General features: G+C 52.8%; 10 protein-coding genes. 5 read left to right on the top strand and 5 right to left on the bottom strand.

Translation table 11 applies throughout. The features are described 5' to 3' along the window. Positions 1–65 precede the first annotated feature (65 nt). Positions 66–1,349: an MFS transporter gene (locus VGN67_RS08975; RefSeq protein ID WP_327486470.1), complete on the top strand. Its 1,284-nt coding sequence runs from the start codon at positions 66–68 to the stop codon at positions 1,347–1,349. Positions 1,350–1,382: 33 nt separating this feature from the next. Here the strand turns inward: VGN67_RS08975 and VGN67_RS08970 are convergent, their stop codons facing one another. After that, positions 1,383–2,120: a hypothetical protein gene (locus tag VGN67_RS08970; RefSeq protein WP_327486469.1), complete on the bottom strand. Its 738-nt coding sequence runs from the start codon at positions 2,118–2,120 to the stop codon at positions 1,383–1,385. Next, the gene (locus tag VGN67_RS08965; protein ID WP_327486468.1) at positions 2,117–3,712 is read right to left on the bottom strand and encodes an McrB family protein; all 1,596 of its coding nucleotides are present in this window, start codon (positions 3,710–3,712) and stop codon (positions 2,117–2,119) included. The genes VGN67_RS08970 and VGN67_RS08965 overlap by 4 nt, the downstream gene beginning before the upstream one ends. A 178-nt stretch (positions 3,713–3,890) precedes the next feature. On the opposite strand from VGN67_RS08965, the gene VGN67_RS08960 reads away from it, so the two are divergent. Next, positions 3,891–4,139, top strand: coding sequence for a hypothetical protein (locus VGN67_RS08960; protein WP_327486467.1), 249 nt, complete (start codon positions 3,891–3,893; stop codon positions 4,137–4,139). Between the two features lie 18 nt (positions 4,140–4,157). Here the strand turns inward: VGN67_RS08960 and VGN67_RS08955 are convergent, their stop codons facing one another. Then, positions 4,158–7,115, bottom strand: a complete 2,958-nt coding sequence (locus VGN67_RS08955) for an FAD-binding and (Fe-S)-binding domain-containing protein (protein ID WP_327486466.1) — start codon at positions 7,113–7,115, stop codon at positions 4,158–4,160. Positions 7,116–7,283: 168 nt separating this feature from the next. Here VGN67_RS08955 and VGN67_RS08950 point away from each other — a divergent pair, with 168 nt between their 5' ends. Further along, entirely contained in the window at positions 7,284–8,858 is a 1,575-nt protein-coding gene (locus tag VGN67_RS08950; protein WP_327486465.1) for a TlpA family protein disulfide reductase, read from the top strand. Between the two features lie 132 nt (positions 8,859–8,990). Continuing rightward, positions 8,991–10,310 (top strand): porin, encoded by a 1,320-nt coding sequence (locus VGN67_RS08945; RefSeq protein WP_327486464.1) that lies wholly within the window; start codon positions 8,991–8,993, stop codon positions 10,308–10,310. 73 nt (positions 10,311–10,383) lie between these two features. Here VGN67_RS08945 and VGN67_RS08940 read toward each other — a convergent pair whose 3' ends face one another. Beyond that, positions 10,384–10,962, bottom strand: a complete 579-nt coding sequence (locus VGN67_RS08940; protein ID WP_327486463.1) for a DUF4136 domain-containing protein — start codon at positions 10,960–10,962, stop codon at positions 10,384–10,386. Positions 10,963–11,312: 350 nt separating this feature from the next. After that, a complete protein-coding gene (locus VGN67_RS08935) occupies positions 11,313–12,557 on the bottom strand; it encodes a DUF6786 family protein (protein ID WP_327486462.1) in 1,245 nt (414 codons plus the stop codon). Positions 12,558–12,796: 239 nt separating this feature from the next. On the opposite strand from VGN67_RS08935, the gene VGN67_RS08930 reads away from it, so the two are divergent. Continuing rightward, positions 12,797–13,990 (top strand): pyridoxal phosphate-dependent aminotransferase, encoded by a 1,194-nt coding sequence (locus VGN67_RS08930; RefSeq protein WP_327486461.1) that lies wholly within the window; start codon positions 12,797–12,799, stop codon positions 13,988–13,990. Positions 13,991–14,029: the final 39 nt, after the last annotated feature.

Here is a 14,029-nt window from a genome sequence, read left to right as displayed (position 1 = left end):
CAGGTATTCAGCGCAATAAGTCTAAGAAAATAAAGATATTGAGAATCCGAACCCAACCTCACTCTATGCTGTACCGCTACCGTGTCCTGATCTTTCTGTTTTCGCTGTCGATGATCACTTACCTCGACCGCGTGTGTATATCGGTGGTTGGGAAGCGTATGAAAGACGACCTGGACCTGACCAACGAGCAGTTTGGCTGGATACTCGGTGCCTTTTCCCTGGCCTACGCTTTATTTGAAGTACCTACCGGCGCCATGGGCGACCGGGTGGGGCCGCGGCGGGTACTGCTGCGGGTGGTACTATGGTGGTCGCTTTTTACAGCCCTGACCGGGGTGGCGTCGGGGCTGGTCATGCTGGTTGTTATCCGGTTTTTATTCGGGATGGGGGAAGCGGGAGCCTATCCAAACAGCTCCATTGTAATTGCCCGCTGGTTTCCGGCGGTCGAGACCGGCCGCGCCCAGGCCTTTATCTGGGGCGCCGGACGGCTGGGCGGCGCGCTGGCGCCCCTGGTGGTGATACCCCTGGCGGCCTCGCTGGGCTGGCGGGCGTCGTTTTGGGTCATGGGGCTTATCGGGGTGGTGTGGGCGGTGGTATGGTACTGGTGGTTCCGCGATTTTCCGGTAGAGAAAAAGGGGATCACTGAAAAAGAGCTTAGCTACATTCAGGACAATCGCCGGTTCCGGTCACACGAACACGGACTGGCCTGGGGCGCGCTGCTGCGGAGCCGCAACCTGTGGGCGCTGGTGCTGATGTTCCACTTTTACATGTACGGCGCTTACTTCTTTTACAGCTGGCTGCCTATTTACCTGCAGGAAGGGCGTCAGTTTACCGAACGGGAAATGCAGTTCTTTACCACGCTTCCCTTTATTTCGGGCGCTATTGGTTGCTTTATGGGGGGCTTTGTCAGTGACTGGCTGGTGAAGCGGTTCGGGCTGCGCGTGGGGCGGGCCAGTGTGGGCATGGTAGGCATGGGATTGTCAAGCCTGGTCATGTGGGCATCGGCCCTTTCGGAGAATAACCTGACGGCCGCCTACCTGCTGTCGGTGGGCATGCTCTTCAAAGACCTGACGCTTCCCGTATCTTTTGCGGTATGCGTGGATATTGGCAAGAGCCGCGCCGGTACCGTGGCCGGTACCATGAACATGATTGGTCAGCTGGGAGGCTTCTTTCTGGCCGTTTTCTTTGGTCGAATCGTGGACTTATCCGGCAACTACAACTTTCCGCTTTATATAATAGGTACCCTGCTGGGCTTCAGTAGCCTGCTGTGGCTGGTGATTGACCCCACCAAAGAACTGAACTGGGGCTACGAAAGAAAGGGTGGGGTAGATACCGGCCTGCTGGATGGGTAACAGGCAAGGATCCTATCCTCCGGAGGAGCCCACTCAAAACGTTACGGCCAACCCTGCCCCTACGTTAAGTACCCCCACAAAGCGCTTCGGGCTGATAAGCCCCTCAAAGGGGCCGTTGTCGCCCACTTTGGTATAGGTAGGTACGTCTTTAAGTTGAATGCTGGCCGCGACCCAGTCCCCGGTAAGCTGAAAGCGGAGGCGCTCGGTAATGGGAATCCGGACACTGGCACCGGCGCCTATTCCGAGGGCATTGGCGCTGGATTTGGCTACGCGGGCGTCGACCGGATTACGGCCGGTCGAGGAAGTACCTACCACGTTCAAACCGGGCGATTCGGCTAATACCAGACCTACCTGAGCGTGCCCCTCCAGACCTACCCGCCCTACCTGCAGGTACCCCGACGGACCGGCCATAACCGTCCCCAGCCGCCACTGTGTTACGTCTGTCGTCCAGGTGTAGGTTTCGGGTTGGGGCAGTAAAACACTGTATTGCCGGATAACCGGATCCGGATTGGTCTGGTTGATGTTCAGGCTGCCCGACAGACGCAAACCCAGCCAGGGCAGAAACTTTCGCTCGTAACTGAGCTGGGCAAAAAAGCCCGGACCGGCCAGGCCCGCTTCGGGGTCGTTGAGCTGCTCGCTGGCAAATTTGCCGAGGGCGACACTGTATCCGGACGAGAAGGAAACGATATTGGAAGTTCCCTGGGCCCAGGCAGTAGGCACCAGGCCCAGGAGCAGTACGAAAGCGCCCAGGTAGCGGTAGGATAAAATCATGGTTTGCTGACAGGTTTTTGGTAAATGTACATAAATGCTTCTTTAGGTACCTGATCGTACTCCTTTCGGGTCAGGAAAGGGTTAATCTCGAAAAAGTAAGGTTCGTTGGAGCGGACTATTTCCTCGCCAAACAGCTCCCGGTCGTTAAAGGTAGTACGCCGGACCAGCTGTTCATCAAAAGACTTTCCCCAGCGGGCGTTGTCACCCAGTACCAGCTGAATTTTCTCCCAGTCGTCGTAAAAATACTCCCGCAGCAGCGGAATAATCTTCATCCGGAATACCTCACACAACGCAGGAAAGGTCTGGACTGGTAGCAGAAACGCGTGTCCCAGCGTGTGGTCGCGGTCGTAAAGGGCTTCAATTCGTTGGTTCAGGGTTTTCAGCAGCAGCCTCAGGTCAATACCCTCCACGACCCGACCCGCCAGGAGTTCCGGTTCGGGGGCCAGTTCCTCAAAGTCAAACCGGCGGCGCAGGGCCGTATCAAGCAGGGCAATGGAGCGGTCGGCGGTATTCATACTACCGGCTACGTACAGGTTGGCGGGCAGGCCAAAGCGGGTACGCGAGTAAGGGAGCTGTACGGTCTGCTGGTGGAGGCCGCCCAGCCGCTTGTCGGGTTCCAGCAGGGTAATCAGCTCACCCAGTACCGCCGACACATTGGCCCGGTTGATCTCGTCAATCAGGAGTAGTACTGGCTCGGCTTCGGCAAAGCGCTGGCGGCGGTTTTCGGGGGTATCGCTCAGGCAGCCGTCAAACGAGCTATAGTTGGCTTTACGGAGTGCCTCCAGACAAGCTTCGTAAAAAATTCCTTTTTTGATCTGGTAACTTACCTGTCCGCCCGCGACCTCGGGCCGGATGCCTTCCACGAATTCTTCGTAGCTGAACGACGGATGAAACGTAACGAAGTAGTGACTCCGGACTTCCCGCATCAGCTGCTGCAGGCGGTAGGTTTTGCCCGTACCCGGCGGACCAAACAGGATATAGTTAAGAGGAATGGCCGGTCGGGCTGGTACCTGTATGGAGGAGTACTTTTCCTGACCTTCTTCCACCCGGTTGGCTTTGCCATCTTCCTTGTGGATATCCGCGTTAGTGACCCGCATCAGCAGTTCGCCCCGGAAGGCTTCGTCCATGGCGGCCTGGTAGGTCCAGTCATTATGCTGCTCCCGCTTGGGGCTCTGGTTCATTTTTTCGGCTACTTCGTTCAGGCAGTCCTGCCACACTTTCTGAATGATAGGATTTTCGATCCAGTGCTTTTGCTCGTAGGGAATCTGCAGGTGCAGGTAGTTGCTGCTTTTGGTAAAATTAACGTAGGAGAACTGGTTTATTTCAGAGAGCTGCTCGCGTCCATCCGGTTTGATAAGAAGTAAGAAATGAACGCCTTTTTTCCGCCGGATAGCCAGCGCCGTATTTAGGTTTACATTCACCGAAATCATCTTATTTTTACGAATCACTATGGCCAGCCGGTTATCATTATCCGAAAGGCTGAGGTAGTCGATCAGGTCGTGGAGTAGCTTGAAGAAAGTCCGGCAGGCTTCGGGATGGTCTATTTCCCGCAGTTTTTCGATCAGTTGCCTTCTTTGTTCGTCTTTACTCATAACCTTTTTAATTAAAGAGCCAATATACATAAAATGTATGCAGGCCCGTGCAGAGCGGCTGAAAAGGCCATTCAGTGGATATTTTTCCCCATTAAAATAAAAAAGAAAACATCTCCTCGGAATGAAGCAACTGGTACAGAATTAGTGCAAACTAATCTGAAAAAAATAAACTACTAACATGGACAGAAACGAATTAGATGATGAAACCAAAGCCACCAAAAACACGGCTAACTCCAGAAAGATCTGGATATGGGTGATTGGTGCTGGTGTTGTCCTATCGCTTATAGGTCACTTTGGTGGATGGTGGAATCATAATTGGAACATGACGCCAAGCACCAGGCCCGAACAGCAGGTAGTACCTTCTGATACCGCCCGAGGCGATGTTATTATGAATCCCGACACGATGGCGACGGATGTAAGGCGCTAAAACAAAATTAAACCGATATTATTTTTTTAATGCTTCCCAAAGAATTTCAACCGGATGTAAAGCTTTACGTCCGGTTCCGTCCTTGATCTGGTGCCTGCAGCTGGTACCCGGGGCCGCAATGATGACCTCCTCGGGCTGCTGGCGTACCGCCGGGAACAAAACCAGTTCACCAATCTTCATTGAAACCTCGTAATGCTCCGCCTCGTAGCCAAACGAACCCGCCATACCACAGCAGCCGGAAGGAATAAGCTGTACTTCGTAATTGGCCGGAAGTGACAGGGTTTTCTTGGCGGGTACCAGCGAAGACAAGGCTTTCTGATGGCAATGTCCGTGTAGTTTTATCAGTCGCTTTTCGGTTGTGAAAGCGTCTTTATTCAGGTACTTGTTTTCTATTTCGCGGGCAATAAATTCTTCAAAGAGCAGACTGTGTTCCGCAATCAGGCGGGCATCTTCCAGCAGGTGCTCAGGTACCAGGTCGAGGTACTCGTCGCGAAAAGTCAGGATAGCCGACGGTTCAATACCGATGAGCGGCGTTTCGGCCGAAATCAATCCTTTCAGAAGTTCTATATTTTTTACAGCTATCTGCCGGGCTTCTTTCACAAAACCCTTCGACAGGTAGGTTCGTCCGGATTCGATGTGAGCGGGTATAACTACATTGTAACCCAGTTTTTCGAGCAGCAGTACCGTTTTCTTACCAATTTCTACGTCGTTGTAATCGGTAAATTCATCACAAAACAGGTAGACGGTTTTGGCAGAGGAAGGGGTACTTCCATTTTTCCGGTGTTTCCGGTACCAGCTCCGCAGGGTGGTGGTACTTAGGGAAGGCATGGTACGGTCGGGGTGAAAGCCGACGGTTTTGTTGGCCACCCGCCGCAGGGCCGGATTCCCAAACACGGCATTGTAAGCCCAGGGTGCCAGCGACGCCAGCTTCATTTGTTTCGTAAAATTAGCGATTAGTTTGGCCCGGGCCGGTGCACCTTTTTTATCGTACTGCTGCTGGGTAAACTCGGCTTTCATCTTGCCTACGTCCACCGTAGAAGGGCATTCGGCTTTGCAGCCTTTGCAGGATAAACACAGGTCCAGTACTTCCTTGACCATGTCGGCACTGGTAGTTTCGTCGGTGGGCGCGGGGGCGGCGGTATAGTACTGCCGCAGCATATTGGCGCGGGCGCGGGTGGTGTCGCGTTCGCGGCGCGTGGCCATAAAGCTGGGACACATGGTACCTCCGGTCAGCTGGGTTTTGCGGCAGTCGCCGGAGCCACTGCACTTCTCGGCCAGGCGCAGGATACCTTCGTCCGCCGAAAAGTCGAAGGTAGTAGCGACGGCGGGCGCGGCATAGTCGGGCAGGTACCTGAGCGACTCGTTCATGGGCGGCGTGTCCACGATCTTGTTGGCGTTAAACACGCCGTTGGGGTCCCAGATGCGCTTCACCTGCCGGAACATTTCGTATACTTCCTGGCCCATCATGAAGGGGATAAATTCGCCCCGTAAGCGTCCGTCGCCGTGCTCGCCCGAGAGGGCACCGTTGTATTTTTTTACCAGTACGGCCGTGTCCGCCAGTACCTCCCTGAATTTCTCCTTGCCTTCGCTGGTTTTGAGATTAATCATGGGTTCTACGTGCAGCTCACCCGCTCCGGCGTGGGCGTAGTAGGATGCGTGCAGACCGTGCCGGGCCAGGAGTTGCTCGACATCGGCTATGTACGCGGGCAAATCCTCGACGGCAACGGCGCAGTCTTCAATGAGATTGACGGGCTGGGTGTCGCCCGGCAGGTTCCGGATCAGCCCCAGACCCGCCTTGCGGATATCCCAGGCCTTGTTGGCGTCGGCTCCGAACAGCAGCGGGTAGGCATAGCCCAGTTCTTCCTGCTGCAGGTCAGCAATCAGTGAAACCGCTTTTTGTTTGACTTCTTCTTCGGTATTCCCCCAGAACTCCACCATCAGCAGGGCCGCCGGGTCGCCCTCCAGAAAAAAGCGGTTTTTGGAGTACTCGTGGTGTTCCTTAGTAAAGTCCATGATGTACTTATCCACCAGCTCCGAGGCTTTGGGCTGGTGTTTCATCGCCACCCGGTTTACGTGCAGGGCTTCGGCCAGGCTGGTGGTATGGACACAAATTACCCCTACGGCCGCCGGAGGTACTTCCACCAGACCAATTTTTATTTCGGTGATAAAACATAAGGTACCTTCCGACCCGGCTATGAGGTGGCAGAGATTGATTTGCTGGTCGTCAAAACCTTTGATCAGGGCATCCAGTGCGTAACCGGAGTTTCGGCGGGTTACGGTTGGTTTGGCAAACTGTTTTTTGATCAGCTCCTGATCCACCGGATTGGACAACATACCCCACATACCGGCATAAATCGACTGCTCGCGTTGGCTGGCCGTATCGGTACCGCTTATTTTTTTTACGTACTCATCCGCCGGGAGGTTATGAAACGTCGCCTCGCTACCGTCCGAGAGCAGGGCTTTTACTTCCAGCAGGTGGTCGCGGGTGGTACCCCAGGTGATGGAATGCAGGCCGCAGGAGTTATTTCCGACCATTCCGCCGATCATAGCGCGGTTGGCGGTGGAGGTTTCCGGCCCAAACAGCAGCCCGTGGGGAGCCAGGTACTTGTTCAGGTCGTCGCGGATCACGCCCGGCTGTACCCGTACCCATTTTTCTTCCGGATTTATTTCCAGGATTTCCCCGAAGTACTTCGAAATATCCACTACTATTCCTTTTCCTACTACCTGTCCGGCCAGCGAAGTACCGGCCGCCCGGGGTATTAGCGTTACCTTTTGCTTTTGGGCAAAGTGAATCAGCCGACGAATATCCTCCACAGTACGGGGCAAGGCTACGGCCAGCGGTAGCTCCTGATACACAGAGGCATCGGTGGCGTACAGGTGGCGCTGCGCGGCGTGGAGGGTGGAGTCGTCGTAGTAAAGTTCGCCTTCAAAAGCGGAACGCAGGGTATTGAACTGAAAAAGGAAAGCGCGGTTCATGGAATAAGTAAAGTAATTGACACAAAAATAACACACAGCGCAGGGATTCCCTATCCTTAACCTGAAATTGGCTGCATCTAACTGCTCTTGCCTCAGCGGTGAAAGCAGGGTTGGCAAAGTTTTTTTAATGCAGGTCGTACCATAAATTTAATCCTGGGACGAGTCTATATGAAAATCTACAAAATAGCGCTGGCTCTGCTGAGCCTGCTGGGAGGGCCACTGACCTGGGCTCAAAACACGGCGCGGGTAACCATTACGGCGCCGGAAGGTCTTAATCAAACGGTTTCGCTGACGGCGGAGCGGGTGCAATTTCACGAAACCCTGGGCGTAGGGTTAGCCGATACAAAATATGAGAACCTCGGGGGAGTGGACCTGAGCACGCAGAAAAACGGTGCCATTGCGGTAGAACTGGACAAACCGACCATGGTATGGATGACAATAAAACCAAATACGGGAGGTGCCGGAACAGCTGCCAACGTGGGTAACGCGGGTACTTCCAGTCCGGGTGCTTCAGGTATGGGTAGTACTACCGGTACTGCGAATGCCGGACCGGCAAGTACCTCAACCCAAAGCAAGACCCAGCTCCTGTACCTTAAGCCGGGTGATAATCTTACTGTGAAACTTAATGGCGAGAAAGGCATTGAGTTTTCTGGTAGTAATGCGGCTTATCAGCAGTTTCTGGGTGATTATTACCGCCAGAACCACTACCAGTACCTGCCGGCATTCAGCTATAAGCCAACGCAGATAGATAACCAGTCCATACTAAAACAGAGCGACAGTCTGCAGCAACTCCGCCAGACCCGCTACAAGGAATTCTCTTCGGCTAATACCGTCGATAAAGAATTTGCTGCGTACGTACAGGCTATCTCCATGACCGAGCCGTACCTGTTACAGGCCCTGGTGATGGACCGGGAAATGCGTAAAAACCGGCCGGTGAAGCTGGATGCGGAGCAACAGAAGAAATTGTCGGAGCTGACTTTACAGAATTTTAAACCTATGCCCGACGAGGCTCTCCTGAGCCAGACCTACCGCAATGAACTTCGAAACTGGATTAGGCTCTCAGCCACCCAGGGCAGTACCGACGGACAGAATGCCATGAGTGCGCAGACGCTTGAGAAAGCTTACCAGCTGACGCAGGAAAAGCTGAAAGACTACCCCCGCCAGCGCGAGTACCTCTCGACTTACTGGCTCAACCAGGCCAGTATCGCTTATCCTACTACCCAAACCGCCCGTACACTCCTGGCTGACTACCTGAACAAGTACCCGCAGTCGAAGCAAGTAGCTTATTTTGACAAGGTACTTACCACAAAGGAGCAGCTAAAAAGCGGCACCATGGCTCCCGACGTAACCTTACTGGGCGTAGATAGTACCCAGGTTTCACTGAGCAGCCTGCGCGGGAATCCGATGATCCTGGCCTTTGCCTTTAACCTGAAACAGCACGAACCTTCACTGAAAGCGCTGGAAGAAAGCCATAAGGATAAAGTAAACTTTGTGTACGTAAATGTAGCTCCCGGGATACCCTTTTCTACCTGGAAGCAGTACACGGAGGCGCGTCCGGGCGTGATGCACCTTTGGGCTTCTGAACAGACCATTGAGGAATTAAAAAATAAATATGCCATTGAACCCGGTCATCCCTTTGTCCTGATTGACGCCCAGGGGCGGATAGTGAACCGCTGGATACCCATGGGATTTCCGGAAAGCAAAACTTTACAGACAGAGCTGGATAGGGTAGCTGGAAGATAGGGGCCAGCCGCTAATTCTTCGAAAAATAAGCCATCACGGTGGCCGTCTTAACAAGCATAGGTACTTAGCTTCTTTTTCTACAAAGAAAATAAGTACCTATGTTTGTGCCTGATTTCACCCATTGGAAGTTTAATGAAGCTTACATTTCCGAGGAACCTGAGCCGGTACCTGGTGCTGGGCTTGCTGAGCAGATGTTTTTTCGTTCAGGAAAGTTCAGCCCAATTTATTATGGATGACTACACCGATACGACCAGGTATCAGGCGGCCATATTTGCCATTTATCAGGACAATGATCGACTCCGCTTTAGTGGCTACATTCAGCCCCAGTACCAGATTGCGCAGTCCAAAGGAGCTCCCAGTTATAACGGGGGCGACTTTTCGGAAGCGGTCAATAATCGGTTTATGATCCGTCGGGGGCGCTTGCGGGTTGATTATTCTCATAATAATAAAAAAGGCTTGCCCATGGCTTTTTTTGTCTTTCAGTTTGACGGTACCGAGCGTGGGGTCAATGTCCGGGATTTTTTCGGGCAGTTCTACGAAAACAAATGGAGCGTTCTTAACCTCACCACAGGTATCTTTCCCCGTCCGTTTGGCTACGAAATTAATTTGAGTTCGTCCAGCCGCGAATCACCCGAGCGGGGGCGAATGTCCCAGATCCTTATGCGTACGGAACGCGATATTGGTGCCCGGTTATCCTTTGAAGCCCAGCGGAAAGATCACCCACTGGATTTCCTGCGGGTAGACCTGGGCGTATTCAACGGGCAGGGACTAACCGCAACGGCCGATTTTGACAGCTACAAAGACGTGGTCGGGCGGATTATGTTCAAGCAGAAGGAGGTGTGGCCGGGCGTAGTAGTGTCGGCAGGAGCATCTTTCCTGTACGGAGGTATGCAGCAGTTTACCAACGAGATCTACCGGATGGAAGGCGGTGCTTACCGGTTCGACGATGCCTCTGCGAACGTCGGACGGCAGGCGCCCCGGCGCTACTACGGAGGGGACCTTCAGGTAAAGTTTCCCTACGGCCGAATCGGTACCGAGCTGCGGGCAGAGTACATCACCGGCACACAGACTTCCACCCGAACTACTTCCGAAACCCCGGGGGAAATTCCCCAATTTAGCAATGGATTGCTGGCACCTCTGTACATCCGTCCTTTCAACGGTGCTTATCTGTACTTTCTACAGTCTTTCTTTAATCCGCAGCATCAGCTGGTGGTAAAGTACGACTGGTACGATCCGAACACAATGGTAGCGGGTACTAACCTCGGCCCGGGATTTACGGGAGCGGATGTAGCTTTCAGAACGTTAGGTGTAGGCTACAACTACTATGCCTCCGACAACCTGCGGTTTCTGCTGTACTACGATATCGTAAAAAATGAGAGGACGCGGCTGGAAGGGTACCAGTCCGATCTGAGAGATAATATCTTTACTTTCAGGGTCCAGTATAGTTTCTGATAAGCATAAAAAAGGCCCGATAGCGTTTCGCTGTCAGGCCTTTTTTATGCTTATCGTTTTTCAGATTAACTGCTTACCTGGTGGTGTAGGTATCAGCGGTGGCTCCGGGGAACGGACGAAGAATGTCCATCATAATGTCCTTTATCATAGACTGACGGTCATCCCGCTTGTTGGCTGGTTTTACGCGTCCGGAAGCCCATCCCTGCCATATCATCTTGTTGCTAGCCTGATTCTGATAAACATTCAGAATAAAGCGGCCTTCCTCGTAGTTATAGGTAGAAATGTTGTTGTTCATTGGACCATACCACCACCAGTAGGGACCCATGTTATTATTAGATCTAACCTGCTGACGATCTTTAACATCGGTCAGATACCGTAGTACCAGGTCCGGATTACGCTGATCAAGTACATATCCTTTGCTCTGCATTACTTCTACAATGGCCTCATTCAGACGACGTCTGTTGAGTTCACTACCCAATAAAGGGTCCTGTTGCATATCCTTCTCCGCCTCTACGCGGAAAGTTTTAAATTGCTTCAGATTCACCGCAGTATCGTAGTCATGTTGTACCTGAAATGATGGGCTACAGGCTACCAGGGCCGTCCCCACCATCGCTACCATAAGGTAGTTAACTATTTTTCCTATTCTTTTCATGGAGTCAAAATTTAAAAATACGGTGTATAAAGTATACAGTATTATAAACTCAAAAAACCATACCATTAGTATACTAATGATTGTGAATATGTAATTATGTCAGTCAAAAAATGGTCCATTCCTGACATATTTAATGAAGCGGGAGGTAGTAAGCTCATCACAGCAAAATTAGTCATCCTAGGGACTAAAATAATTTTATTTGTCTGCCTGATTGACAGGTTTTTATCCTGCCTAATCGGGATAATCCGTCAAATTTTAATTAGTGCCAAGCCCCGTAAAATCCGGGTGGAAGAATACGTTTTTTGGAGCAAATACGGTGGTAAGTAACTAAGCCGGTAATCATGTTGGTCTTAATCGTTTTTGAGAGAAGCCAGGTCAAGGCCCAGTACCTTCGAAGCTATGTCAGAAAGTGCTTTTATATCTCCTTCAAAATGAAAAGTGCGGTGGTGATGGACCAAGCTTTCTCCCTTTTTTAGCGCTTTTACGGATGAGTTGGATTCCAGCTCATAGAAGGGGCCCATTTGTGATCCATCTTCCAGCGGTCCGTCGTTGTAGGCGTTCAGCGCGTCACCCAGGTAGGGGTCTTTGTGTATTTCCCAGCTTGACTTGAGGTAGTCGCCCTGCGGGTTCAGGTCGTACTGTACCAGCGTGAGTATCCCTTTTTCGGCATCGTAACTGCCCGCCACCGGCCGGGCCGACTGCGCCGCCAGCCCGATCTTGCTCCGGTACCTGCCATCGGCGCGCAGGAGTACCGCCGAATTAGTCACGCGCAGGCGGTCAGCTGGGATCTTGCCAAAGTAGTTATCCGTCAGCAGGAGCTGATTGGACTGCCGCCGGTCAACCGGAGCGATAATGGTGGTTTGTTCGGTCGGCTTAAACATCCCCAGTATCCAGATTCCCAGCACGCCCTCGTCCCGCTGCCAATCGTCGCCCCGGTTAATCAGGGTATTGCTGGATTCATAAGCCACCGACTGTACCCCCTCGGGCAGCGTAATACCCAGCCTTTCCTGAATAGTACCTTTATCCAGCATACGAATCTCCCGCTCAATGTCAAAACTGAATCGGGTACCACTGTAATTTTCCAGTTCCGCCTGTTTTCTGAACAGCGCCGAACCAGCATCCGCCCGAACTACCTCAAAAGATTCACTGTCGATGAGGGCCGGAGTTTGCCAGTTTTCGAAGGTAAAGGGTTTGTCTTTTTCAAAATAAACCGAAAATTGACCTCCTTCGGGCGAAAGCCAGAAACGCTCTTCGCCGCCGTAGGCGTTCATATGGGGGGTACTTTGGCCGCTGCTGATGTGGGCGTAGTTGAGCCAGCCGTAGCTGTTTCCGGCGGTGCCACCGGCAGTACTTGTCATAACCCGCCCCTGGTAGTCAGGTACCAGCACGGCCTGGGCCATAGCGTTGTCCGGGGCCTGTAACAGAATAATTTCTTTCTGTTTTTTTAGAAAAGCTACATCGTAGCCAAAGGTACCTTCCATAGCGGTGGAGTCTTGGGTAGTAGTGGAATGGTCGGAAGTGGTTTGCTGGGTCTGACAGGAAAAGGTACTCAGAAGTACCGCCAGGGCCACGGCCAGAATTAGAGATTTTTGCATACAGGATTCAGGTCAGTGGGGCTATGGTACTAAAAGCAGCCGGAAGGCCGAATATAACAGGAAAGCTGCTCCTGCTCCCGGATAAGTACCTGACCCAAGGTACCTGCTCATTTTTTCAAACATTATTTCGCTAACTTGCCACTTATTTTAAGGAATACAACGGCTGGCCGTAAAAGTACCTGTAAAGTACCTCTTTGCCCTGCCAACCGCCGGACCGAAATTGTTGATTTTTTTGAGTAATGATAATAGAAACCGCGCAACGTACGCGCCAAACCTCCGAGTACTATTTTTCTGTGAAACTGGCCGAAGTACGCAAGCTGATGGCCCAGGGACACGATGTCATTAATCTGGGCATCGGTAACCCCGACATGATGCCGTCGGAGCAGACGCTGGCCACGCTGGCCGAAGCCTCGCAAAAACCGCAGGCCCACGGGTACCAGCCCTATACCGGTACCCCCACTTTCCGGCAGGCCGTGGCCGACTACTACCTGCGTACCTACGGCGTTACGCTGGACTCGACTTCTGAGATTCTGCCCCTGATTGGTTCCAAAGAAGGCATCACCCATATTTCCCTTACTTTCCTGGACCCGGACGACGAGGTACTGGTACCTGAGCTGGGTTACCCGGCCTACCGCGCCGTAAGCCAGATGGTAGGGGCAAAGGTAAAAGAGTACTCCCTGCGCGAGGACTACGGCTGGCAACCCGACTGGGCAGCTATGTCCGGCCTGGTAACGCCCCGTACCAAGCTACTGTGGCTCAACTACCCCCACATGCCTACCGGCGCCCCCGCTACCCGCGAGCTGTTTGAGGAGGCGGTAGCTTTTGCCCGGCAACACCGGGTACTGCTGTGCCACGACAACCCGTACAGCCTGGTCCTGAACAAACAAAAACCCATCAGTCTGCTGTCGGTAGAGGGGGCCAAAGAAGTAGCCATTGAGCTCAATTCCATGAGCAAGTCCCACAACATGGCCGGTTGGCGGCTGGGCTGGCTGACGGCGGCCAAACCTTACGTGGACGCCGTCCTGAAAATCAAAAGCAACGTTGACTCCGGCATGTTCTGGGCCTTACAGGAAGCCGCCGCCACGGCCCTTCGGAATACCGAGGAGTGGCATGACGAGCGAAATGCCGTATACCAGGGCCGCTTGGAAGCCGCCGAGGCCTTTTTGTCCGCGCTGAACTGTACCTGGGACCCGAAGCAGGAGGGAATGTTTTTCTGGGGCAAACTACCAGAAGCGGTCGAGTCCGCCGAAAAACTGGTAGATGAACTGCTGTACCAGAAGCACGTGTTCATCGCTCCCGGTTTTATATTCGGCCCCAAAGGCCAGCGTTACATCCGCCTTTCGCTTTGTACTCCCAAAGAGCGGCTGTGGGAAGCAGTAGAGAGAATTAAGGAGGAAGGGCGGCCGCCGCTGCGGTTAAAAGGAGGAAAGTAAAAAATTGTCGGCTCTCGAGTCCAGATTGTAGAGACGCAA

Source organism: Telluribacter sp., assembly GCF_035998675.1.
Classification (GTDB): Bacteria; Bacteroidota; Bacteroidia; order Cytophagales; family Spirosomataceae; genus Telluribacter.
Note: the sequence above shows the minus strand (reverse complement) of the source record. Positions and strands in the feature narration are given on the sequence as shown.

Bases quoted from the DNA above. Each gene is read 5' to 3' on its own strand.
- VGN67_RS08975 (WP_327486470.1), top strand. From the start codon at position 66: ATGCTGTACCGCTACCGTGTCCTGATCTTTCTGTTTTCGCTGTCGATG.
- VGN67_RS08970 (WP_327486469.1), bottom strand. From the start codon at position 2,120: ATGATTTTATCCTACCGCTACCTGGGCGCTTTCGTACTGCTCCTGGGC.
- VGN67_RS08965 (WP_327486468.1), bottom strand. From the start codon at position 3,712: ATGAGTAAAGACGAACAAAGAAGGCAACTGATCGAAAAACTGCGGGAA.
- VGN67_RS08960 (WP_327486467.1), top strand. From the start codon at position 3,891: ATGGACAGAAACGAATTAGATGATGAAACCAAAGCCACCAAAAACACG.
- VGN67_RS08955 (WP_327486466.1), bottom strand. From the start codon at position 7,115: ATGAACCGCGCTTTCCTTTTTCAGTTCAATACCCTGCGTTCCGCTTTT.
- VGN67_RS08950 (WP_327486465.1), top strand. From the start codon at position 7,284: ATGAAAATCTACAAAATAGCGCTGGCTCTGCTGAGCCTGCTGGGAGGG.
- VGN67_RS08945 (WP_327486464.1), top strand. From the start codon at position 8,991: ATGAAGCTTACATTTCCGAGGAACCTGAGCCGGTACCTGGTGCTGGGC.
- VGN67_RS08940 (WP_327486463.1), bottom strand. From the start codon at position 10,962: ATGAAAAGAATAGGAAAAATAGTTAACTACCTTATGGTAGCGATGGTG.
- VGN67_RS08935 (WP_327486462.1), bottom strand. From the start codon at position 12,557: ATGCAAAAATCTCTAATTCTGGCCGTGGCCCTGGCGGTACTTCTGAGT.
- VGN67_RS08930 (WP_327486461.1), top strand. From the start codon at position 12,797: ATGATAATAGAAACCGCGCAACGTACGCGCCAAACCTCCGAGTACTAT.